This window comes from Allomuricauda sp. ANG21, assembly GCF_040705235.1.
GTDB classification, from domain to species: domain Bacteria; phylum Bacteroidota; class Bacteroidia; order Flavobacteriales; family Flavobacteriaceae; genus Flagellimonas; species Flagellimonas marina.
The window spans coordinates 144,287-167,720 of record NZ_JBFCVT010000001.1 but is presented as its reverse complement, the minus strand read 5'-3'; the positions used below and the strand labels follow the sequence as shown (position 1 = coordinate 167,720).

23 protein-coding genes and 1 tRNA gene are annotated in these 23,434 nt (G+C 40.2%); 14 read left to right on the top strand and 10 right to left on the bottom strand.

From position 1 onward, the window contains the following. Window positions 1-6 precede the first annotated feature (6 nt). From AB1A65_RS00850 to AB1A65_RS00805, 10 genes are all read left to right on the top strand, one after another. Window positions 7-1,212 (top strand): FtsW/RodA/SpoVE family cell cycle protein, encoded by a 1,206-nt coding sequence (locus AB1A65_RS00850; RefSeq protein WP_366584664.1) that lies wholly within the window; start codon window positions 7-9, stop codon window positions 1,210-1,212. Continuing rightward, a complete protein-coding gene (murG, locus tag AB1A65_RS00845) occupies window positions 1,199-2,287 on the top strand; it encodes an undecaprenyldiphospho-muramoylpentapeptide beta-N-acetylglucosaminyltransferase (RefSeq protein WP_366584662.1) in 1,089 nt (362 codons plus the stop codon). Before AB1A65_RS00850 ends, murG begins: the two co-directional genes overlap by 14 nt. After that, a complete protein-coding gene (gene murC / locus AB1A65_RS00840; protein WP_366584660.1) occupies window positions 2,284-3,633 on the top strand; it encodes a UDP-N-acetylmuramate--L-alanine ligase in 1,350 nt (449 codons plus the stop codon). Before murG ends, murC begins: the two co-directional genes overlap by 4 nt. Beyond that, window positions 3,623-4,342 (top strand): hypothetical protein, encoded by a 720-nt coding sequence (locus tag AB1A65_RS00835; protein WP_366584658.1) that lies wholly within the window; start codon window positions 3,623-3,625, stop codon window positions 4,340-4,342. The genes murC and AB1A65_RS00835 overlap by 11 nt, the downstream gene beginning before the upstream one ends. Before the next feature lie 3 nt (window positions 4,343-4,345). After that, window positions 4,346-5,671: a cell division protein FtsA gene (gene ftsA / locus AB1A65_RS00830; protein WP_366584656.1), complete on the top strand. Its 1,326-nt coding sequence runs from the start codon at window positions 4,346-4,348 to the stop codon at window positions 5,669-5,671. 47 nt (window positions 5,672-5,718) lie between these two features. Next, window positions 5,719-7,707, top strand: coding sequence for a cell division protein FtsZ (ftsZ, locus tag AB1A65_RS00825; RefSeq protein WP_366584655.1), 1,989 nt, complete (start codon window positions 5,719-5,721; stop codon window positions 7,705-7,707). A gap of 101 nt (window positions 7,708-7,808) precedes the next feature. Then, window positions 7,809-8,258 carry a GatB/YqeY domain-containing protein gene (locus AB1A65_RS00820; protein WP_366584653.1) on the top strand — a complete coding sequence of 150 codons (450 nt, stop codon included), beginning with the start codon at window positions 7,809-7,811 and terminating at the stop codon, window positions 8,256-8,258. Between the two features lie 151 nt (window positions 8,259-8,409). Continuing rightward, window positions 8,410-8,483: transfer RNA gene (locus tag AB1A65_RS00815), tRNA-Arg, on the top strand. A 489-nt stretch (window positions 8,484-8,972) separates the two neighbouring features. Further along, window positions 8,973-9,632, top strand: a complete 660-nt coding sequence (locus AB1A65_RS00810; protein WP_366584651.1) for a hypothetical protein — start codon at window positions 8,973-8,975, stop codon at window positions 9,630-9,632. A gap of 49 nt (window positions 9,633-9,681) precedes the next feature. Further along, complete coding sequence (locus tag AB1A65_RS00805) at window positions 9,682-10,743, top strand: XRE family transcriptional regulator (protein ID WP_366584649.1); 1,062 nt, start codon at window positions 9,682-9,684, stop codon at window positions 10,741-10,743. 294 nt (window positions 10,744-11,037) lie between these two features. Here AB1A65_RS00805 and arsB read toward each other — a convergent pair whose 3' ends face one another. From arsB to AB1A65_RS00780, 5 genes are all read right to left on the bottom strand, one after another. Then, window positions 11,038-12,084: an ACR3 family arsenite efflux transporter gene (gene arsB / locus AB1A65_RS00800; RefSeq protein WP_366584646.1), complete on the bottom strand. Its 1,047-nt coding sequence runs from the start codon at window positions 12,082-12,084 to the stop codon at window positions 11,038-11,040. A gap of 3 nt (window positions 12,085-12,087) precedes the next feature. Next, window positions 12,088-12,720, bottom strand: coding sequence for a protein-tyrosine-phosphatase (locus tag AB1A65_RS00795; protein WP_366584644.1), 633 nt, complete (start codon window positions 12,718-12,720; stop codon window positions 12,088-12,090). Window positions 12,721-12,791: 71 nt separating this feature from the next. Beyond that, a complete protein-coding gene (locus AB1A65_RS00790; protein WP_366584642.1) occupies window positions 12,792-13,421 on the bottom strand; it encodes a hypothetical protein in 630 nt (209 codons plus the stop codon). Window positions 13,422-13,488: 67 nt separating this feature from the next. Further along, window positions 13,489-13,821: a metalloregulator ArsR/SmtB family transcription factor gene (locus AB1A65_RS00785; RefSeq protein ID WP_366584640.1), complete on the bottom strand. Its 333-nt coding sequence runs from the start codon at window positions 13,819-13,821 to the stop codon at window positions 13,489-13,491. 67 nt (window positions 13,822-13,888) lie between these two features. Next, window positions 13,889-15,205, bottom strand: a complete 1,317-nt coding sequence (locus AB1A65_RS00780; RefSeq protein ID WP_366584638.1) for an AGE family epimerase/isomerase — start codon at window positions 15,203-15,205, stop codon at window positions 13,889-13,891. Window positions 15,206-15,409: 204 nt separating this feature from the next. On the opposite strand from AB1A65_RS00780, the gene AB1A65_RS00775 reads away from it, so the two are divergent. From AB1A65_RS00775 to AB1A65_RS00760, 4 genes are all read left to right on the top strand, one after another. Further along, a complete protein-coding gene (locus AB1A65_RS00775) occupies window positions 15,410-15,853 on the top strand; it encodes a YHS domain-containing (seleno)protein (RefSeq protein WP_366584636.1) in 444 nt (147 codons plus the stop codon). Between the two features lie 139 nt (window positions 15,854-15,992). Continuing rightward, on the top strand, window positions 15,993-16,478 hold the full coding sequence (locus AB1A65_RS00770; protein ID WP_366584634.1) for a DinB family protein: 486 nt from the start codon (window positions 15,993-15,995) through the stop codon (window positions 16,476-16,478). Next, complete coding sequence (locus tag AB1A65_RS00765; protein WP_366584632.1) at window positions 16,466-17,188, top strand: NRDE family protein; 723 nt, start codon at window positions 16,466-16,468, stop codon at window positions 17,186-17,188. The genes AB1A65_RS00770 and AB1A65_RS00765 overlap by 13 nt, the downstream gene beginning before the upstream one ends. Window position 17,189: 1 nt before the next feature. Continuing rightward, window positions 17,190-18,233: a D-alanine--D-alanine ligase gene (locus AB1A65_RS00760; protein WP_366584630.1), complete on the top strand. Its 1,044-nt coding sequence runs from the start codon at window positions 17,190-17,192 to the stop codon at window positions 18,231-18,233. Window positions 18,234-18,503: 270 nt separating this feature from the next. Here the strand turns inward: AB1A65_RS00760 and AB1A65_RS00755 are convergent, their stop codons facing one another. The 5 genes from AB1A65_RS00755 to AB1A65_RS00735 form a co-directional block, all read right to left on the bottom strand. Then, window positions 18,504-19,370: a hypothetical protein gene (locus tag AB1A65_RS00755; protein ID WP_366584628.1), complete on the bottom strand. Its 867-nt coding sequence runs from the start codon at window positions 19,368-19,370 to the stop codon at window positions 18,504-18,506. A 62-nt stretch (window positions 19,371-19,432) separates the two neighbouring features. Further along, window positions 19,433-20,182: a hypothetical protein gene (locus AB1A65_RS00750; protein WP_366584626.1), complete on the bottom strand. Its 750-nt coding sequence runs from the start codon at window positions 20,180-20,182 to the stop codon at window positions 19,433-19,435. 43 nt (window positions 20,183-20,225) lie between these two features. Then, the gene (locus AB1A65_RS00745; protein WP_366584624.1) at window positions 20,226-21,212 is read right to left on the bottom strand and encodes a YpdA family putative bacillithiol disulfide reductase; all 987 of its coding nucleotides are present in this window, start codon (window positions 21,210-21,212) and stop codon (window positions 20,226-20,228) included. Next, window positions 21,212-21,871, bottom strand: a complete 660-nt coding sequence (rpe, locus tag AB1A65_RS00740; RefSeq protein WP_366584622.1) for a ribulose-phosphate 3-epimerase — start codon at window positions 21,869-21,871, stop codon at window positions 21,212-21,214. The genes AB1A65_RS00745 and rpe overlap by 1 nt, the downstream gene beginning before the upstream one ends. Before the next feature lie 63 nt (window positions 21,872-21,934). Beyond that, entirely contained in the window at window positions 21,935-23,212 is a 1,278-nt protein-coding gene (locus tag AB1A65_RS00735) for a serine hydrolase domain-containing protein (RefSeq protein WP_366584620.1), read from the bottom strand. Window positions 23,213-23,434 lie beyond the last annotated feature (222 nt).

Here is a 23,434-nt window from a genome sequence, read left to right as displayed (position 1 = left end):
GTAGAAATGTTGTCAGTGTTCAAAAATTTGAAAGGAGACAAAGCCATTTGGGGTGTTGTGGCCCTCTTGGCTCTTTTCTCATTTTTGCCTGTCTATAGTGCAAGTACCAATTTGGTCTACGTAAATGACGATGGTACCACACTTGGTCATTTGGTAAAGCATGCTGTGCTCTTGTTCTTGGGGTTCGGGATTATTTATGCTGTGCATCGCATCCCTACCCACTATTTTAAAGGACTGTCCATCATTGCCATGCCCATTGTATTGCTTTTGTTGGCCTATACCCTTACTGTTGAAACGGAGATTGGTGGGGTTACAGCCAATCGATGGATTAAGATTCCGTTTGTTGGAGTCAATTTCCAGACATCTACTTTGGCCTCGGTGGTCTTAATGATTTGGATTGCTCGCTATTTGACCAAGATTAAGGATGTGCAAATCACTTTTAAGGAGAGCATATTACCGCTCTGGTTGCCTACGGCACTCGTAGTATTGTTGATTTTACCCGAAAACTTTTCCACTGCGGCGATCATCTGTTTTTTGGTGTTGGTGCTTTGCTTTTTGGGCGGATACCCTTTAAAATATTTGTTCTCCATGGTTGGAGTGGGCATTGTGCTGGCAGGAATGTTTCTGTTTGTGCTTTTCAAAGCCCCGGACGTATTGCCGGATAGGGCGGGAACTTGGAAATCAAGGATAGAAACCTTTATTCATCCAGAGCAAGCCGATAAAGACGATTTGCATCAATTAACCTTGGCACAAATTGCCATAGCAGAAGGCGGAATTGTAGGGAAAGGTGCAGGAAAGAGCGTAATGAAGAACCTGTTGTCCCAAAGTACATCAGATTTCATTTTTGCCATCATTATTGAGGAATATGGATTGTTGGGAGGAGGAGCATTATTGTTTTTCTATTTGTTGTTGCTCTTTCGGATTGTGGTGGTGGCCCATTCGGCCAAGACGGTTTTTTCAAAATTATTGGTGATAGGGGTAGGATTGCCCATCGTGTTTCAAGCCTTTATCAATATGGCGGTGGTGGTGCAATTGTTTCCCGTGACGGGCCAGCCGTTACCATTAATCAGTATGGGCGGAACATCAATATGGATGACCTGTATGGCTATCGGAATTGTGCTGAGTGCCAGCAACAAAATAGAGAATTTGGAGGAGCAATCCTATGACATAGATGAGACCAATCCTTTAGAAGTACTGAGTGGACAAATTTAGGTTTATACTTTCTGGAGGAGGTACCGGAGGACATATTTATCCGGCCATAGCCATAGCTAATGAATTGAAACGTAGGCACCCAAACGCCGAGTTCTTGTTCGTGGGTGCGAAGGATAAAATGGAGATGGAAAAAGTACCACAGGCTGGTTACGAGATAAAAGGCTTGTGGATAAGTGGAATACAACGGAAGCTGACATTGAAAAATTTCATGTTTCCTTTTAAACTGATGAGTAGTTTGTTAAGAGCACGCAAAATAGTAAAGCAATTTCAACCCGATGTCGCCATCGGGACAGGAGGTTTTGCCAGTGGTCCGTTATTACGAATGGCCGCTAGTGCAGGAATTCCATGTGTGCTCCAAGAACAGAATTCCTTTGCGGGAATCACCAACAAACTGCTAGCTGGGAAAGCCAAGAAAATATGTGTGGCCTATGACGGAATGGAGCGGTTTTTTCCAAAGGAAAAAATTGTGAAAACCGGAAACCCCATCCGCATGGATTTAGTGGATTTGAAATCTACCACAAAGGAAGGTGTTGATTTTTTTGGTTTGGATGAAAGCAAGAAAACCGTCTTGATTCTGGGTGGAAGTTTAGGAGCGCGACGTATCAACCAATTGATAGAAAAGGAACTGCACTTTTTTGAGACCATGGGGTTGCAGGTGCTTTGGCAGTGTGGCAAACTCTATTATGATGAGTACAAAAAGCATGAATCAGATTCAGTTAAAGTGTTGGCTTTTGTCAACCGGATGGATTTGGCCTACGCTGCTGGGGGTGTGATTATTTCGCGAGCCGGAGCGGGTTCCGTTTCGGAATTGTGTTTGGTGGGCAAACCGGTCATTTTCATTCCATCGCCCAATGTGGCGGAGGACCATCAGACCCAAAATGCAAAGGCTTTGGTGGCCAAAGATGCCGCGATCATGTTGCGGGAAACCGAACTGGACACAGCCTTTGAAAAAAGTTTCACCAAACTGATGGATTCCGAAGCGCTTCAAAATAAGCTCGGAACCAACATAAAAAAAATGGCCATGCCCAAGGCTACGGAACATATTGTAGATGAAATTGAAAAATTATTGAAGTGAACATAAAGGACATCCATAGCGTCTATTTTATCGGTATAGGAGGCATTGGTATGTCCGCCTTGGCCCGTTATTTCATTTATATCGGAAAGCCGGTGGCTGGTTATGATAAAACCCCGACCCCAATCACAGAGGGGTTGTTGGAGAAGGGTGTTTTGGTTCACTTTGAGGACAATGTGAATGCAATTCCACAGACTTTCAAACAAGCTGGAACTCTTGTAGTGTACACTCCCGCAGTACCTGCCACTCATTCCGAATTACAATTTTTCAAAAACAACGGTTTCGAAATAAGGAAACGTTCCGAAGTGCTGGGCATCATCACAAAAGACACCTATTGTCTTGCCGTGGCGGGAACGCATGGTAAAACGACCACATCCTGCATTTTGGCCCATTTGATGAAGGCATGTAACATGCCCTTCACTGCATTTTTGGGTGGCGTTTCGGAGGATTTCAACAGCAATTTTGTGTTGGAAGGCACTGAGTATTCGGTGGTGGAAGCGGATGAGTTTGATCGTTCCTTTTTGCGGCTTTCGCCCAATGTGGCCTGCATCACTTCCATGGATGCCGACCATTTGGACATTTATGGCACCAAAGAAGAGTTGCAACAGTCCTTCAAGGATTTCGCTGGAAAAATAAAACCGGGCGGAACGCTTTTCGTGAAAAAAGGACTTTCGTTGGATGGAATAACCTTTGGAATAGAAGATGGATCGGACTACCGAATTGAACATATTGAAGTTGAACAAGGAACCTACCTATTTGATTTAGTAACGCCTTCGGAGGTATTGAAACAAGTGCGTTTCAACAAACCCGGAAGGCATAATTTGCTCAATGGACTAGCTGCTTTTGCAATGGCGGTGCAAACTGGCTGCCCACCACACCGCCTTGCTGAGGCTTTGGCTAGTTTTAAGGGAGTGCAACGTAGATTTTCGTATCAGATTAAGGAAAAAGACTTTGTCTTTATAGATGATTATGCACATCATCCGGCTGAGATTGATGCGGTTCATCAAGCCATTCGTGAAGTGCATCCCGGTGAAAAAATCACGGTGATTTTTCAACCACATTTGTTTTCACGCACACGGGATTTTGCCGATGAATTTGCCGAGAGTCTTTCGCAATTTGATATGATTTTATTGATGGAAATATATCCGGCCAGAGAAGAGCCTATCGAAGGGATTACCTCAGAATGGCTATTGGAAAAAATAGAAAACCCCCACAAAAAATTGATTTCCAAATCGGAATTAATTAAAGAAATAAAACAATGTAAAACAGGAGTTTTGGTGACTTTGGGAGCGGGAGACATTGGAATGGAAGTGCCAAAAATCAAAAAAGAATTGGCTTATGCGAGTTAATTGGGACTACATAAAGTTGGTTTGCTTGTCCGTGGCTGTGGTGGGGCTTTACGGTTTTGCCGATCAGCGTAGCAAACAGAAAAAAGTGGACGGAATCACCGTTAAATTTGTGGGTGACAACAACTTGTATATCACCGAGGAAGCGGTTAATAAATTGTTAATACAAAATTACGGACCTGTAAAAAATAGGGACAAAGAACAGTTAGTTTTGAATACCATAGAGGAGGTAATCCAATCCAATGCTATGGTTAAAAATGCCCAAGTCTATCTTACTGTAAACGGGGAGCTTATCTCCAAAATTGTTCAGCGTAAACCGATTGGGAGAGTAGAGGGAATCTCTAAATTTTATTTGGATGATTTGGGAGAACGCATGCCTTTGTCAAAGCACCATTCGGCCAGGGTGCCTATCATTACAGGTGAGGTAACGGGGAAAACCTTGGAGGATGCTTATGTTATTTTGAACTATATCAATGGAGATGATTTTCTTCGGAAAAACGTCATAGGCATACACATTGTGAAGGAAGGCAAGTACCAGTTAAGATTCCGAATGGAAAATTTTGTGGTCAATTTGGGAGGAGTGGAAAACCTCAATGAGAAGTTCAAAAATTTTATGGCTTTTTATGCCAAGGCATCAAAAGATTTGTCTTTGGCAGATTATGCAATAGTGAGTTTAGAGTTCAGCAATCAAGTGGTTTGCACCAAAATATAACGTATGGAACAGGGTAATTATTCAGTTGGATTGGATATTGGAACTACCAAAATTGTCGCAATCATTGGTAGGGAAAATGAGTATGGGAAAATAGAGATTTTAGGAACTGGCAAGTCCAAAAGTCTGGGTGTGCACCGTGGAGTGGTCAACAATATTACACAGACCATTTCCTCTATCCAGCAAGCTGTGGAGCAAGCCGAGGTCAACTCGGGTTTAAAAATTGGTTCCGTAGTGGTGGGTATTGCAGGACAACACATAAGAAGCCTTCACCATAGCGATTATATCACCCGACCCGATTCGGAAGAAGTCATCAACAACGAGGACTTGGACCGACTTTGTAATCAGGTCTACAAATTGGTGATGCTTCCCGGTGAGGAAATCATCCATGTGCTACCACAGGAATACAAAGTGGATGGTCAAACTGAGATTAAGCAACCCAAAGGAATGTACGGTGGCCGTTTGGAAGCCAACTTCCACGTAGTGGTGGGACAGGTATCCTCTATCAAAAACATTGGAAGATGTATTAAAAGTGCCGGATTGGACTTGGGCAACATCACTCTTGAACCCTTGGCATCTGCCGATGCAGTTTTGAGTCAGGAAGAAAAAGAGGCTGGTGTGGCCTTGATTGATATAGGAGGTGGAACCACGGATTTGGCCATTTTTAAGGATGGTATTATTCGCCATACGGCTGTTATTCCATTCGGAGGTAATGTCATCACTGAAGATATCAAGGAAGGTTGTTCCATTATCGAAAAACAGGCCGAACTGCTCAAAATAAAATTTGGTTCCGCATGGCCCGGGGAAAACAAGGACAATGAGATTGTTTCCATCCCAGGACTTCGTGGTCGTGAACCGAAAGAAATCACATTGAAGAATCTTTCCAAAATCATACATGCCAGAGTGGTGGAGATTGTGGAACAGGTGTATGTAGAAATCAAGAACTATGGTCACGAAGAGCAAAAGAAGAAACTGATTGCAGGGATTGTTTTGACTGGAGGCGGAAGCCAGTTGAAGCATTTGAAACAGTTGGTGGAGTACATCACTGGAATGGATACCCGAATTGGATACCCCAATGAACATTTGGCAGGCGATTCAGATGAAGAAGTGGCCAGTCCACTATATGCAACCGCAGTGGGTCTTTTGATGAACGCTTTGGAATCTACAGGAAATCAAGTGGTTAATGAAGAGGAACAAATCCCTGAAGAAGAAAAGGTATTGGTGGGCCAAGAAGCAACCCAAAGCCATACAATGTCTTCCGATAAAGAACGAAAATCAATATTTGACAAATGGTCCGAAAAATTGAAGGACTTTTTGGATAACGCAGAATAACCCCATACTAAGCACAATAATAACCCCGTAAAAGAAACAGAACTGTCATGAGTAAGAACGCCGAATTTGATAACATCGCTTTTGATCTTCCCAAGAACAAAAGCAACGTAATAAAAGTAATCGGAGTTGGAGGTGGAGGAAGCAATGCCATCAATCACATGTTCCAAGCAGGAATTAATGGAGTGGACTTCGTAATCTGCAACACAGACGCACAAGCCCTGCAAAATAGCCCGGTACCCAATAAAATTCAATTGGGGGTGTCCTTGACTGAGGGACTTGGTGCAGGAGCAAATCCAGAGATTGGGGAACAGGCAGCTTTGGAAAGCATGGAAGACATCAAAGGTATGTTGGAGCACACTACCAAAATGGCCTTTATTACTGCAGGTATGGGCGGTGGAACGGGAACTGGTGCAGCTCCTGTGATAGCAAAATTGGCCAAGGAAATGGATGTGCTTACCGTGGGGATTGTTACCATTCCCTTTCAATTTGAAGGGGCCATGCGAAACAAACAGGCGCAATTAGGGATAGAAAAATTGCGTGCCAACGTGGATTCGTTGATTGTGATCAACAATAATAAACTACGGGAAGTTTACGGTAATCTTGGGTTTAAAGCCGGATTCTCCAAGGCGGATGAAGTTTTGGCCACTGCTGCACGGGGAATAGCAGAGGTAATTACGCATCACTATACACAAAATATTGACCTTAGGGATGCTAAAACGGTACTTTCAAATAGTGGCACGGCCATTATGGGCTCTGCCACTGCCACGGGTTCTGCTAGGGCTAATGAAGCTATCATGAAGGCCTTGGATTCGCCATTGTTGAATGATAATAAAATCAACGGTGCCAAGAATGTGCTGCTTTTGATTGTTTCGGGTTCACAAGAAATTACGATTGATGAAATCGGAGAAATCAATGATCATATCCAAATTGAAGCTGGTCATGGTGCCAATATCATTATGGGTGTGGGTGAAGATGAAAGTTTGGGTGAAGCCATTGCAGTTACCGTTATTGCAACCGGTTTTAATGTGGATCAGCAGGATGACATTGTCAATACTGAATCCAAAAAGGTGTTTTATACTTTGGAGGACGAGCAGACTGCGGAGCAGGATTTGACCCCTGAAGCTACTTCTGTTCAAGAGGTAAAAATTGAAAAAGAAGCTGTACAACCACAAGAGCCTACCATAGTAAAGCACACTTTGGAGACTCAGGAAGAAGATGATATTGAGCCTAAGGCAAGGGTACAGCCACAGGTGCAGAAAGAACCAGAGTCGGATTTGATTCCAACATCAAGCTATATCCGAAACTTTAATGTGTTCTATGAGGAAGTAGTTCCAGAATATGTAGAGGACGATTTCATCATTATCGAGGCAAAGAACATCATCAATGACATTGAGGTGATTGATCCTGAGGTGGTTTCGCCCACTGCAAAGGAAGACCAGTTTACCTTGAGCTTTGATATGCCTTTGAACAATGAAACAGAGGCAGAGGAAGATGAAAAGGAACACACTGTTACCTTCAATTTAGATGATGGCATTGGCGATGTTGATGTCAACGAATATGTAGAGGTAAAGCCCGTTTTGGAGTACAAGAAGGAAGGGGAGACCCGCTACAATTTGGAAGAGTACATGGAGCTGGAAAACAAGCTTACCGGTGCAAAATCGAAAGCAGAGACCCATGAGCCCAAATTGGTGGAAAATGAGTTGGTTTTTGAGAAAAAGACCATCAAAATGGAGGCTTCCAATCAGGGTGAAGGTGACTCAAATAGTATGGACCCGTTCAACAGTTCCATCAGTGAATTATTGAAGGAACGCGCTGATGAGCGTCGCAAAAAACTGAAAAACTTCAATTACAAGTTCCAAAACAATAGGAACAGTATTGACGAGATAGAGAAACAACCTGCTTACAAGCGACAAGGAGTGGACTTAAACGACGTTCCTAAAGAGCAAAAAGTATCCAGGACTACATTGAGTGAGGACAGCAACGATGATTTACAACTGCGTTCCAACAACTCTTTTTTGCACGATAATGTTGATTAGTAGTGTTTAAATTGAAATCCATTTTTAATGGAAAGCATAAGCCCGATTGTTAAGAGACTTTCGGGTTTATTTTTTATCTTCGCAGCCCAAAATATTCAGAAATGGATTTGCAGGAAAAAGTAATGGCCGAAATGAAAGCTGCGATGAAAGCCAAGGACACGGTTGCTTTGGAATCATTGAGGGCAATCAAGTCTGCCATTTTGTTGGCAAAAACGGAAAAAGTTGGTACGGAACTGTCTGAAGAAGATGAGATAAAACTCGTTCAAAAATTGGTAAAACAACGAAAGGACAGTGCAGCTATCTATCAGCAGCAAGGCCGCGAAGATTTGGCGGAACCAGAATTGGCTCAGGTAGCCGTAATTGAAAAGTTTTTGCCAGAACAGCTTACAGAGGAAGAGATTGAAAAAGTGGTAGTACAGACCATCGATTCCATCGGAGCTTCTGGAATGCAGGATATGGGGAAAGTTATGGGCATTGTCTCCAAGGAATTGGCAGGACAAGCGGATGGGAAGACTATTTCCAGCATCGTTAAAGCAAAATTAAGTTCTTAAATAATACACAGCGGCCCAGTACCTGCCCGAACGTCCGTTCGGTACGGGCGGGGTTCAACTGGATACCTGTCTTTCGCAGGCAGGGAATATCAGATTTCGGTCTGAGTGTGTTTTGAAAAATGTGTCTCCTGCATTATCAGGAGTTAAATATGGCCCAGTAGTTCAACTGGATAGAATATCAGATTTCGGCTCTGAGGGTTGGGGGTTCGAATCCTCCCTGGGTCACAGATAAGCTCCTGATTATCAGGAGCTTATTAGTTATTATACCTATTCCTGCACAACCATTGCACAACAACTTTGAATTTGTTTAGTGACGTCATTGTACTGTATATCAGATAATTACAATTAAATATTTCAATATTACAACTCAAAGTACAACAAGGACTTGTTGTGCAATGGTTGTGCAAATCCGGTATTAAAATTTCACAACATATTACCAATCAATCTATTACATAAGATAAGTTTGAATCTTGGTAAGAATTAACCGAATCTCTGTATTTAAAAAATTGTTGGGATTGTTAGAATTTCCACAAGGCTTTCTGTTCAGATTTTGATTAAATACTAATAAAATTTAATCAATTTGCGCAAGTAGAAGAAAATGATTATATTTGCTGTTAACTAAAAAAGCACCTTCGGGAAAAAGGTGCTTCTTAAAGTTCTTTGAAATAGTGGTTGTCCAAATAGACGAAGACTATTGTGTGTTTATATTTTTCAATGAACAAAAGTAGTTTAATTTCTTCGAAAATGCAAGGCATTGACGAAGAAACATGCGTTGAGCTATTAAAACTCGCGTATGAATCAGTAAAAAGTGGGATAGATAATTCTCGAAGAGAATTTCATAGAGATCCTGCGCAATATGACTATAGAACTGCAAAAGCAGTGTGGATGAATGCTCAGATTAAGAAGCTTTTTCAAGAGGCTTTTATAAAGAGCTCTTTAAGGACAAAGGTAAAGCATCTTAAATCCCATGGAGTGGATTATTACTTGTTGGATGGAAAGATGTTGCTTTGTTTCAAGAAAATGGATTATAGAAATCGAGTTTCAGGATTTTATTCAAAGCGATTTCGTGATGCACTTTCTGGCAATGCGGTTCATTATTCCAAGAGTATGCTTGATAATTTGAGCAGAATGGGAATATCTAAGCCCTTGCCAATTTATTACATTGGACATATTTTGGATAAAGCTAATAGATTGGTTGATGTCCGTCTTGTTAATTACGAGGACATGAAAATCAAAGTTCTTCAGAGCTTATCTATTTTGTTTAGTCCAAATTTATTCAGTGTTAATGCCAGTAAGTCAGACACCGATGAGTCTGATAATAATTTGGTCAGGTTAAGACCTGACATAAACATTAAGAAACCACGTAGTAAATAAACGTTATGCGGACAACCTCTGTTTCATAAGAACATTAATCCTTTTTTATATGAGTTTTTACAATAGTGAAACATTAAAATTAGCTCGTGACTATATGGGATTTAGCCAAAAGGCATTTTCTGAGCAACTTGAAGTCTCTCAAGCGACGCTTAGTAATTTAGAAAAAGGACTGAAACCTCTCGATGACAGCTTAGTCAGGAAATTGGAGTCTGTATTTGGAGATGGCTTTTTTTCTCAGAGCATGAGTAACCCGAACTTAAAAGTTCATTATAGAGCAAGTGCTACAATTGCAAAAAAATACACTGATCTTTTTGAAGCCAGGTTGATGTTAATCTCTAACCATATAGTCAAATTGCTAGATTTTGTTGAAGTACCAGAAAACAAGATTCCAAAATTGGATTTGGAAGATTATGAATTGGACTCAGAATATTTAGCTAATGAAATAAGAAGTTATATGGGGCTCGGTAGAGGGCCGATAAAAGACTTGGTGAATTTGTTAGAAAAATTCGGTGTCATTATCTATTTTTTTGATTATGAATTCATATCGAGTCAAAACAAGAATTTCGATGGAGTTAGCTTCTATGTTAAAGGAACTCCGGTAATATTGATAAACAATAAAATTCAGAATGCACGTAAATTATTCACAATAGCTCATGAGCTTTTACACCTTATCGCCCATAATCATAATGACGTATTTATTTCAAAAGATCGGGATATCGAGAAGGAAGCAAATCAATTCGCTTCAGAATTTTTAGCTCCTAAATCTATGTTAATGGACGAATTCTCAAACTTAACATTGGAACATTTATTTCAGCTTAAGGCCTATTGGAAAATTTCTATCGGGGCTATTCTATACAAGGCAAAGGAAACTGTGATGAGTAAAGATCAATATCGTAGGTGGGTAACTAGACTTGCACCTTATAGAAAGAATGAGCCAAATGATTTTGAGATTTCTAAACCAAAAGTACTTGCAAACATGATACAAATAGTAAAAGAGTTATTTGATGGAGAATCATTTTATGCAGAATTAGGCATTTCTAGAGAAAAGTTCAATGAATTGTATTCTACATTAATTGAAAAAAACAATTCAAAATTGAGAATTATTATTTAACGAATTATTTCTAAATAGAAAATATAGTACAATCTTATTTAAACTATCAGTATTCATTAATTGCGTATAATATAATCTGCACAACCATTGCACAACGAATTGCCTATGTAAACCGATACAAACACAACAAAATATCATAAAAATATCATTTTAAGTGGTTTTTATATTTGATTTTCAGTGTATTACATATAAGAATTTGAATCATTTGATATCTCCCTGGGTCACTACAAAAAAAGCCCCGCAAAAATTTTGCGGGGCTTTTTTATTTCTATTTTTTGATTTTGGCAATTTAAGCTATGCGGTTTGTGGACTGTAGTATTTATTTCGCAACCAAAAAGACACCCGAACCAGCAGAATAAGAGCTGGAACTTCTACCAACGGTCCTATTACACCAGCAAAGGCTTGCCCGGAATTTAACCCAAACACGGCAATGGCCACAGCAATGGCCAATTCAAAATTGTTTCCTGCTGCGGTGAAGGCCACAGATGCTGTTTTGTCATATTCAGCACCCATTGCTTTGCTGAAAAAGAATCCTATAATGAACATTAGGGTGAAATATATCAATAAGGGTACAGCAATTACCAATGCATCCATTGGGATTTCCACAATGAGTTCTCCCTTAAGTGAAAACATGACAATGATGGTAAATAAAAGTGCAACTAAGGTAATTGGGGAAATGGAGGGGATAAATTTTTGCGTGTACCATTCTTCTCCCTTCATTCCAACAAGAATCCATCGGGTTAAAATTCCCAGTACAAATGGAATCCCAAGATAAATGGCCACACTTTCAGCAATTGTGGCAATTGAAATGTCCACAATGGCACCTTCAAAACCAAAATAGGGGGGTAAAACCGTAATAAATATCCACGCATAGAAACTATAGGCAAACACTTGAAATACGCTATTTAGGGCAACTAGACCCGCACCATACTCAGAACTTCCTTCGGCAAGATCATTCCAGACCAAGACCATGGCAATACAGCGAGCCAACCCTATCAAGATCAACCCTACCATATACTCTGGATAATCCCTTAAAAAGATAATGGCTAAAATAAACATCAGAACGGGTCCTATAATCCAGTTGAGCACCAAGGAAATGGTTAAAATCTTGGTGTTCTTGAACACTTTTGGCAATAAGCTATAGTTCACTTTAGCCAATGGCGGATACATCATCAAAATTAGCCCTATTGCAATAGGGATATTGGTTGTGCCCTGATTTAATGAGTTGATTACGTGCGGAAACGAGGGTAAATAATATCCAATGCCCACCCCAATCGCCATGGCGATGAATATCCATAAAGTTAAGTTCCTGTCTAAAAAACTTAATTTTTTTACAGCCATAGTTTATAACTTGATTTTTGAAAAAACATAACAAAGTTCTGTTGCAATTTGTACACTTCGCTCATGATATTGTTCAGCTTGGTATGGTGTGTCGTCAAATGCTTTTGGGTCTTCAAAAGTTATAGGAATGCGTTTTTCTGCACCAGGGACAAAAGGGCAGGCCTCATTTGCAGAATCACAGGTCATAATGGCGGCAAAATTGGAGTTGGGGTTGAAGGCATCATCCATTTTTTTGGAGAATCCAACAATAGGGTGTTCATTGTCTCCGTATTTTATGGAATAAACAGGATTGTGGCCTTCGGAGAGCTTTTGAATATGAAACCCTTGTTTTTCTAAGGTATTGACTACCATCGGAAATAAAGCAGTGGCCTCGGTTCCCCCAGAATAGCAATACACATTTTTTATAGTAAAGAATTGAGCCAAGGTCTGTGCCCATATTTGTGACAGGTGGCTTCTACGTGAATTATGGGTGCAGATAAAATTGAGGCGTATATCTTCTTTGCCATTTACTTTGGATTGGATGAATTCAACCAACGGGTCTAAGTTTATCCTACGCGCCCCAGAAATATGTGAAGTATCAAAACTTTTGATATTTTCATAGATTTCCGGGTAAATACCGGTTTGTGTTTGTGTCATTTTCTATTTTATTAATGATGGCAATTGTGCTTGATTAGGGTTTGGATGCAACTACAGTGTTTAAAAGGATTTTAATGGCTGTTCCTTTTAGCTTGGACCATTGCGTTTATTTGAGAAGCCACATAAAGCATTTCGCGTGCAATGGCTTCGTTGTTCTCAAAAAGGATTTCGGCATTTTTTTCAGTCAATCCATTTTCAACATATACTTTTATACTAGTGTCCTTATCCAATGCTAGGGATTCAATATTCTTTCGTTTCATGTGCCAATATCCACTACCATATTTAACATTAATGGATTTTCCTCGATTGTCTTTATCGTTTTTAACCTTAAAGCCAAGATTCTCCAATTCTGATAGATTAATGGGTTGGTCTGAGCTTGCTAGTCCTGCAGATTCAATGTTGAAGTTGTCACTGAGGTCAAAATGAATAAGACTGGTGGTAAGCCATACCTTGGCGAGCTGACTTGTTTCACCATTTGTTTGATCAACAAAAACCACGGTAAAATCACCTTTATCCATATTTGCAACCATTCTAGAAGCTAACTGGCCCAACAGCAATGCTTGGTTTTTAGAAATTAGGGAGGATTTCTCTTGTAGGTTCTCTATTGATTTTTCAATCTTTCCCCTTAGTTTTTGAGCATCGACTTTAATAGGTAGGCTCAAGAGTAGAATTGCCAATGTGCAGATTACTTTATTTTTCATGTTTTACTTTTTGATTTGTTATATATTATATTATCGCAATAAAACGATTAATATGTTCAAAAAAATACTAACAGCAGTCTTCGTCCAGTGAAATTTCTTGATCTAAAAAACTCTTAAACTTTTCTTTCATTTTGTTCCAATTTTCCACATTTACGCAGTAACAGACGCTGGTGCCCTCAACATCACCCTTTATAAGTCCCATATTTCTTAATTCTTTAAGGTGTTGTGAAACAGTGGGTTGTGCAAGTCCAATTTCACCAACCAAATCCCCGCAGACACAAGACTGAACCTTAAAAAGATGCTGCAAGATTGCAACCCTCGCAGGATGGGCAAATACTTTACCGATGAGCGCGAGCTCATTCTGGTTTTCGGTAAATATTTCAGTCTTGGCCAATCCCATAATTATTATTTTATTGCAATATTACAATTAATATTTGAAACTTCATTAAAGTTGAGAAATAAAGGAACTATTCACCTTCATGACCCTTCTCCAAAATCATAATACAATGGGCCAACGCACGGTAGTTATGATAGGCACTTTTCCAAATATGACCTTTGGGGTCATTTTTGGTTTCTGGTCGGGTGTCCAGTCCCCAAGCGTACCAACCGCCATGCTCCTGATCTATGAGATATGTATTGGTATACTCCCAAAGTTTGTCAAAATGGGCTCGATAGTTCATGGTGTCATTTGGGAAATAGGAATCCATTAATAGTAAACTGTTCAGACCTTCTGCTTGGGTCCACCAATTTTTATGGTGATTTACAATGGTTATGGAATCCTCTCCCTTAAAATAATAACCACCATCATAAAATCCACCGAGTTCATTGTCCCAGCCGTTTTTTAGTGAGTGGTTCACCATTTTTTTTCCTTTAGACAAGGTTTCATCAAACTGCCAATCACCAAGAACTTCGGAAGCTTCCAGCATTAAAAAAGCGGTTTCCACATCGTGTCCAAAGGTTACATGATCCTGATAATAATGGGCCGATATGGTATCCCTTGGGGCATCTTTGAACGATACAGGGGTCCAATCCCCCTCAAAATAAAGGAGCATATAGCCTTTTTCAGTAGTAAATGTATCCCTGATTAATGTCAACATTTCTTTGACACGTTCTTCTACAATGGGATCGGGCCACACCTCATAAAGCGTGGTCAAGGCTTCCAACAAGTGGATGGAACTGTTGTAATCTTTGTAACCGATATTGGAGCTTGTGGGTGTTTCCGCTGTACGTTCAACTGGGGTGCCATCCATAGAAAGGGTTTGATAGTATCCCTTGTTTATGCTATCATGACTGCCTTTTTCCAACCAATTGAAGGTTTTTTTCGCAAGATCTAAAGCTTCTTTATTTTTGGAAACGTCATAATAGGCAGCCAATCCATAAATCGCGAAGGAGTTTCCATAGGCTGTTTTGTTGCCTTCCAAGGGCTCACCTTCCTTAGTGACTAATGTATGGAAACCGCCATTGGTCTTATCCCACATGTGATCTCGTAAAAATTGGAATCCATACTCGGCATTGGAGAGGTATTCCTCCTTTCGTTCGGGATTGTATTTTGCCGCTACGGCGTTGGTCCACACGTGGCGTGCTTGGGTAACAATCATTTTATTCTGATTTTCACCGACCTTAAAATCGTAGGTGAGTTCGCTGTAAAAGCCACCGTCAACCGTATCTACGGCCAAAGGATACCATTTGTCCAAGAGTTTTTCGTACGCCGCCGTTTCAAATTCAGCAATAAGGATGTCGTTTTCAGAAACAGTGTTTTTTTTCTCTTTTGGGGAACATCCCATACACAGTGTGATAAGAAAAAGAGCAAGTGTCCAAAAGTTTTTCATGAGTTAGGTTGATATGTGCACCTTAAAGATAGGATAATCTCGATATTTTAAGGATTCTTCTAGAATTTCTAAAGATTTTGTCCGAAGAATTTAAATTTTTCACCATTACTTGAAAGGAAGTTGCACCCATGGGGACTAAAATTTGCAAACCTTCCGTTCATGAAACGAATCGTATTGAGCCTATTTTTGATTACAGGCCTTTTTCTTCAAGCACAATCCATCGATTATAACACCAAAAAGGGATATGCCGCCCACGGATATGACGTTGTATCCTATTTTAAGGGAAGTGCTGTAGAGGGGCTAAAGGAAATTTCAACAGAATATGATGGTGTCCAGTACAAATTCACCAATAAGGAACATCTAGAAAAGTTTAGGTCCAATCCTTCAAAATACATTCCACAATATGGTGGCTATTGCGCCTACGCCGTTGCCGTTTCGGGTAAGAAGGTGGGCATCAACCCGGAAACGTATGAGATAAGGGATGGTAAATTGTACCTTTTTTATAACAAGGGAAAAACCAACACATTGGAACTTTGGCTTAACAAATCTCCCAATACATTAAAATCCAAAGCAGATACAAACTGGGAAAAAATCAAAAATTGATAGTGTATCAAATGCATCAATCCCCTATGTATTTTAATATTTTGAGTCTACCGATTTAATGACTCTGTTTTGTGTTTTCTTTCTATCTTATGATCGTATTGATTAAAAAGCGACTAAACTATAAAACATCTTGATAACCATGTTCAAATCTTCCATAGATACCCTTGAGCAGTTTAAACAGATTCTTTTGGAACTTCCGGAGGATTGCTACGCAAAGTCATGTGAAGTGTTATCCAATTCGAGTATTGGCCAGCACACACGCCATATCATTGAACTTTACCTCTGTCTGATTCATGGGTATGACGGTGCGGACGTCTCTTATGATCGTAGGGAGCGGAATCATCGGATAGAGAACGAACTTTCGTATGCCATTGAACAGTTGAAATCGATACAAACCCAATTGGAACGACCCAACAAGCCTTTAAAGGTCATCTATGAACTGGGTGATTTGGAAACTTGTTTGGACTCCAATTACTACCGTGAAGTCATGTATAATTTGGAGCATACCATTCACCACCATGCCCTCATTAAGGTGGGCATAGAACATTTTACCACGCTTCAACTTCCAGAATCATTTGGTGTGGCCCCGTCCACCATGCAACACCGACAGACATGTGCACAGTAAGTTTTATCTCCCATAAAGATCGCTGTTTCATCACCTCAAATAGAGATGAGCATATTTCCCGCCCTTTGGCACATAAACCTCAAGAGGAAATCATAAATGATGTAAAAGTATTGTTTCCCAAAGACCCCAAGGCAGGTGGCACTTGGTTTGCCATCAATGAGTATGGAGTGGTTTCGGTTTTGCTGAATGGTGCTTATGTGAGGCATCAATCCAAGGAAAATTATGCACGTAGCAGGGGATTGGTGTTGTTGGATGTGATAGGTTCATTACATCCAGAAATGACCCTTCAGCAGATGGATTTATACAATATTGAGCCCTTTACACTGGTATTGCTCAATGGAAGTTTGTTGGAGTTTCGATGGGATGGTAATCAAAAGTATTTTACGCCCTTGGATAAGACGCAAGACCATATTTGGTCCTCAGTGACTTTGTATGATGATGCTGTTATTGACAAAAGAGCATCCTTGTTTGATACATTTTTAAGAAAAACAACTTCAATTGAAGCTGGGGATGTGGTGGATTTTCATTCCAATAACCATGAGGATTTTGAAAACGGCTTCATCATTGACCGTAAAACGGGCCTAAAGACCTTTAGCGTAACCCAAGCTGTTATTGAACCGGGAGAAACCCTGATGCGACATATTGATTTGCTTAATGATGCGGTTTATGAGGTGCCTTTTCTGCCAACGATTCACTTTCAGTTTCCATAAAATGAGTACTTGGAAATTAAAATGGCACAAGTTCACCCATTGGGAATACTGGCCGTTTTGGGCCATCTATTACCCTTTGTTTCCCGTGTGGCTCTACTATTCCATAAAGGCGCGTTCCTTTTTCTTTTTTAATGCCGCAAATCCATCCATGAAAAATGGGGGAATGGCCATGATATCCAAAATGGAAATTTATAATATGATTCCACAGCAGTATATTCCCAAAACTGTTTTTATTGCCAAGGGAGAAACTCCTGAACAAGGTTGGGAGCATATTGTTGAGGCGAAGATTGATTTTCCGTTCATAGTCAAACCGGATATTGGTATAAAAGCCTTTGGTGTTACAAAGATTCATACTAAAGATGAATTCAAAAAGTACCAACTAAGTACGCCTTCTCATTTTTTAGTGCAGGAACTTATTCCCTTTACCAAGGAAGTGGGCATCTTTTACGTGCGCAAACCTGTGGCTGAAAGAGGTAAAATTACCGGAATCGTTTCCAAAGAATTTTTATCGGTAGTTGGAGATGGAAAAAGTACGTTGGTCGAATTGATCAAGAAAAATCCACGCAGCCATTTACAGTTAAAAGCGCTAGAAGAAAAGTGGGACAAGCAACTCAACAAAGTCCTTGGCGATGGGGAAGAATTTGTTTTGGTGCCATATGGAAGCCATACCCGAGGGGCAAAGTTTGTGGACATCACTGATAAACTGAATTCCGATTTGGAAAAAGTGATAGACGGTATTTGTTCCCAGATGAAGGATTTTCATTATGGTCGTTTGGATGTCCTCTATAACTCCTTTGAAGAATTATGTGCCGGGAAAAATTTCTGTGTGATTGAAATCAATGGGGCTGGGGGTGAGGCCACCCATATTTATGACCCAAAACATTCCTTGTTTCATGCATGGCGTGAGATAACCAAACACTGGGGTCTTATGAACGAAGTGAGCATCCTCAACCATAAAAAAGGGCACTCCTACTTAAGTTTTAGAAGAGGAAGGGCCATGCTTCGGGAGCATCATGCTTTGGAGGCCCAAATCAGGGTTATTTGAATATTTTGTCATTTCGGCCGAGTGAGGAACGAGCGACGAGAAATCTAAATAGGGGATTCCTCCTCATACTTCGTTCGGAATGACATTACCGGTCAAAGAGCGTTGGAGCGGAGTTTTGGATGGTAAAGCATACTGGGTTGAATTGGGTTTTGTCATTTCGACAGAGAGAGGAACGAGCGACGAGAAATCCGAAAGAGAAGGGATTCCTTTAAATATTTTTTCTAAATGAAAATCAGTTACTTTGCCCCTAATGGACTTTTAAGCAATTATTTAGTTGAACTTTTTCAAAGCTTTTGAGAGTTCACTTTTTTCTGCATTAAGAGAAGAGGGTATTCTAAGCATAAAATCATCTATTTCTTCCTTTAAATATTTATCTAACTCATCTATTTTATCAATCTCAGCACATATTCTATCTAATCTCATTTCAAATAACCAAAAGAATCCAACATCAAATCCCAACGAGCATTCCTTAATGTGACATCGCAATGCATTTGATGGTACCCCTCTTAATTTCCATAATTCGGCTTCATTATTCAATGACTTAATTTCTTTTTCCTTAATACGTTTAATCAAACTATTATTTAATTCATTAGTTTTTTCAACCGTAGATTGCAGGTTGAATTCTATTTTGTTCTCAATTTGAATTATTTTTTCGCTAAAGAATTCCTTATTGGCCTTAATCTGAGATTCAAGGTTGTCGCTATAAGATTTAAGTAACTCTTTATAAGTGTTAGTTAAGTTTTGTTCTTCAATATTTAGGGATTTTTGAGTTTCGATTATAAAATTATTTAGCTTTTCTTCTATTTGATTTGAAAAGGTATTTTTAGCAATATCAATTTGTCTAATTGCATCGGTGGTTATATTTTCAATCTCTTTTTTATTGAATCTAAAATTGAAAAATATAGTACTGCCAATTATTGCAAGTACTACAGTGAAAATACCTCCAAGAGACCAATATATTGTTGATAGGATTTTATTATTTATCTCATTCGAATTTTCATAGAGAAGTTGATAAGCTCTAATTTCACTTGTTTGAATAGGGTCGAGAACTTCTTCATTGATTACTAAGGAATCTTTTTGAGCAAATGAGACACTAAAAACAAGAGCCAACAAAATTGTAAGGCAAAAATTCTTCATAATTTATTTTTAGAATTGTTCGAAAAATAAATATACTGATAAAAGGATTGAATTATTGGCACTTACATTCTATAAGCCCCCAACGCCTCCCTAAAAAACTGCAACCCTATTTCTTCCGTAATTTCTGATGCTGATAAAACACCTCCTTTAAATCCGTTGTTATGCCATTTTCCATATGTTAAAGGTGGAAATGCCCATGTGCGTAAGCCGGTATTGCCACGATACCCACTGATGTAAAAATAGAAATCGTCCACCATATCATCAGGAATGGCCAATCCCAACCCAATTGATTTTCCTGAACCGTCATGCAGATGGGCAAAAGCACCCGTGTCAAAATGATGGGGCCATACCCGTACATCCGATTTTAAATTTTCGGTTTCCAAAAAAGTGGTCAGTATGTTTTGGGCCAACGTCCGTATTCGGATAAGTTCCTGTGCTTCATCCTCGCTGATCAATTCAAACGTATCTTCATTTCCCATGCTGTAGGGCAGCTTGTAATGAAGGTTGTATTCATACGGCGCAGTAAACTTAGAAGATTTGGCCATTTTTTTAAGCCAGGTTACTACCTCTTCGTGGGTTTTTCCATTTAGGGAAAGGAATTGTGGCGTGGTGGTTTTCCATACCAGACTAAAAGTGTCATAATTCAGTGCCAATTGCGTTCCTGTGTCATCTAAGGGCCATGTCAACAAACTTTTTTCCGCAGGAGAGAACTTCATGTTTGTATGGCTGTCATCCTCTTTATGAGCCAAAAAACTTTTTCCGGCAGTGGATAAATATTGGGAAGCTAAATGGAAGTGTTGGATCATTTTCATGGTGACGTGCTGTGTCCCCTGAAAATACAAAAATTAAGTGGTTTTAGGAATCCTTTTCCGCCATTTGCATCTTTTGCTTTATAGCCTTCATTATGATTGTGGCGTGGATTCGGGAATTTTCAATGAACCATTTATGGGTTTCCATTCCCCCGCAGATAACTCCGGCTAAAAACAGTCCTGAGACGTTGGTCTCCATGGTTTCGGGGTCATAGGTGGGCAATCGTTTTTCATCGGCTGAAAGTTGAATGCCGAGTTTTTCTAAAAATGCAAAGTTGGGTCTATACCCTGTTAGTGCTAGCACAAAATCATTGGCAAGAGTCAGTTCACCCTCTGGAGTGTCCAGAATAATTTCATGTGGTTTGATTTCCTTTACAGTGGAATTGTAATGGGCCTTGATGCTGCCTTCCTCAATCCGGTTGATGATATCGGGTCGTACCCAATATTTCACCCGCTGACCCACTTCTGGTCCACGGATGATCAGCGTCACCTCCGCACCTTTCCGCCAGCACTCCAAAGCGGCATCAATGGCAGAATTACTGGCGCCGACAACTGCCAATTTTTGGCTGGCATAAAAATGAGGGTCTTTGTAATAGTGCGAAACCTTGGGCAAGTCCTCACCTGGAACATTGATTTTGTTGGGTAAATCGTAAAATCCAGTGGCCACAATGATATTTTTGGCGTTGTACTGGTCTTTATCCGTTTCTACGGTAAAGGATTGATCACCTTTTTCAACTTGTAAAACCTTTTCAAAGAGATGGATGTTCAAATTATTAGAGGTAACAATTCTACGATAGTATTCCAAGGCCTCGTTGCGTTTGGGCTTGGCCTCTTTGCTGATAAAGGGAATTTCATCGATCTCCAACTTTTCTGAAGAGGAGAAAAACTGCATGTTAATAGGATAATTGAACAGGGAGTTTACAATGGGTCCTTTTTCAATAATCACATAGGAAACCCCTTGCTTTTTTGCCTCCAGTCCACAGGCAATGCCAATGGGTCCACCTCCAATAATGACAACATCAAAATCTTGCATTAGGCAATCTCTTCTTTTAAATCTTTGATGGTTTGGGTTGGATTCTCACTTGAAAACACAAAATTGCCCGCTACCAAAACGTCCACGCCGGTATCCACCAATTTTTTGACATTGGTCGCATTTACCCCGCCATCAATTTCAATGAGGGCATTGGAATTTTTCCGTAGGATGAGATTTTTGAGGTCTGCCACCTTTTTGTATGTGTGCTCGATAAATGATTGTCCTCCAAAACCGGGGTTTACACTCATCAAATTAACGATGTCAACCTCTTGTATGATGTCTTCCAACACGTGTATGGAAGTATGCGGATTCATGGCCACTCCGGCCTTCATTCCCTCAGTTTTTATGGCTTGAAGAGTTCTGTGCAAGTGGGGACAGGTTTCGTAATGTACTGTTAGATTGTGTACTCCTAAATCTGCAAACGTTTTGATGTACCGATCAGGATCCATGATCATCAGGTGGGTGTCCAAGGTTTTTTTGGCGTGCTTGGCAATGGCCTTTACCACGGGCATTCCAAAGGAAATGTTGGGTACAAACATCCCATCCATGATATCCAGATGAAACCAATCGGCCTCACTTTGGTTCACCATTTCAATGTCGCGCTGTAAATTGGCAAAATCCGATGCCAGTAGGGAAGGTGCAATAATCTTTTTGCTCATGTAAGAATCAACTAATTCATTGCAAAGGTAGTGAAATGTTGCACTTTACCCTACGGTTATGGGCTATTCAGAGGTGCTTTCTTCTGGTAAAAAGGGACCGTAAACCGCATCCCTGAACCTTTTGTGCAAGGTGCCGTTATACGGAAACACTTGAACAAAGAGAACAGCAGTGAGTTCATTGGTAGGGTCTACCCAAAAAAGTGTGCTGGCAGCTCCATCCCAAAAGAATTCGCCCACAACCCCATTATTCTCTTCTGGGGAAGCTGGTGGACGCAGTCTTACGGCAAAGTCAATACCGAACCCAACCTGTCCCTTGCTGGGCAACCAAGACCGTTCTTCAATACTTTCGTCCAAATGGTTGGTGGCCATAAGTTTTACGGTACTTGAATCAAGGACTTGGACACCTTCCAAAGTACCTTTATTGACTAACATTTGCGCAAAGCGCATATAATTATCCAAAGTTGAGGTAAATCCCCAACCTCCTGGGGTCAATGGCCATTTTGTATAATTGTAGGCATGTGCCTCTTCGTTGGGCAACTGAATTAGGGAGTCGCCATCATGCCTGTAAGCGGAGGACATTCTATCTCGGTCCGATTCGGGAACAAAGTATCGCGTATCATTCATTTTTAAAGGGTCTAATACATGCTCTTGTACATATGCTGCATAAGGCTGACCTGAAAGAAGTTCCACCAAATAAGCCTGTACATCAACGGAGATACCATATTCCCATTGCTCCCCAGGATGGTACCCTAAAGGTACACTGCTTAATTTTTTGGCCATTTCGGCTAGCGTGTTTTCCCTATTTAAAGCGTCTGCTTCGGCTATGGCTTCACCCAACCCTGGAAGATTTTTTTGGCCTGAAAAACCAGCGGTGTGCCTGGTAATATCACGAATGGTAATGGGTCGCTTGGCAGGTTCCAGAATCATTTCACCTGCAATGGAATCATAACCTGTGTAGACCTGCATGTTGGCAAATTCAGGGGCGTATTTCTCTAAAGGATCATCCAATTGAAACTTGCCCTCTTCATACAAAGTCATCAACGCAGTACCGGTAATGGGTTTGGTCATTGAGTAGATTTGTACTAGGGTGTTGCGCTTCATGGACTTCTTGTTTTTTACATCAGCGTAGCCAAAAGCATTGTAATAGACTTCCTCTCCTTTTTCAAAAATCAGGGCGGAGGCACCGGCCACATCGCCCAAATCAACAAAACTTTGCAGGGTGGAATCGACGCGTGTTTTTACGGTTTCATCTACCAGGTACTGGACCTTTTCTTCTTCTTGTTTTTTGCATGATGCAATGAGGAACAGGGCCACTAATAAAAGGGATACAGCTTGTTTCATTATGTGCATTGGTTAAAATTTGTTAGGCTTTGGAGATAAACAGATTAGACTAATAAGTCTAGGAAGTTAGCCAATTAATTGAGAAAGCAATCGTCTATACCCTTCAAAAATCAGAAATATAACAACTTCATTATGATTGGTTTAGAGAAATAACGAATCAGCGTTTACTTTTTTTCAATCGATTGCGAAATTTCACAGTTTTTATACGGCCTATGCTGATTT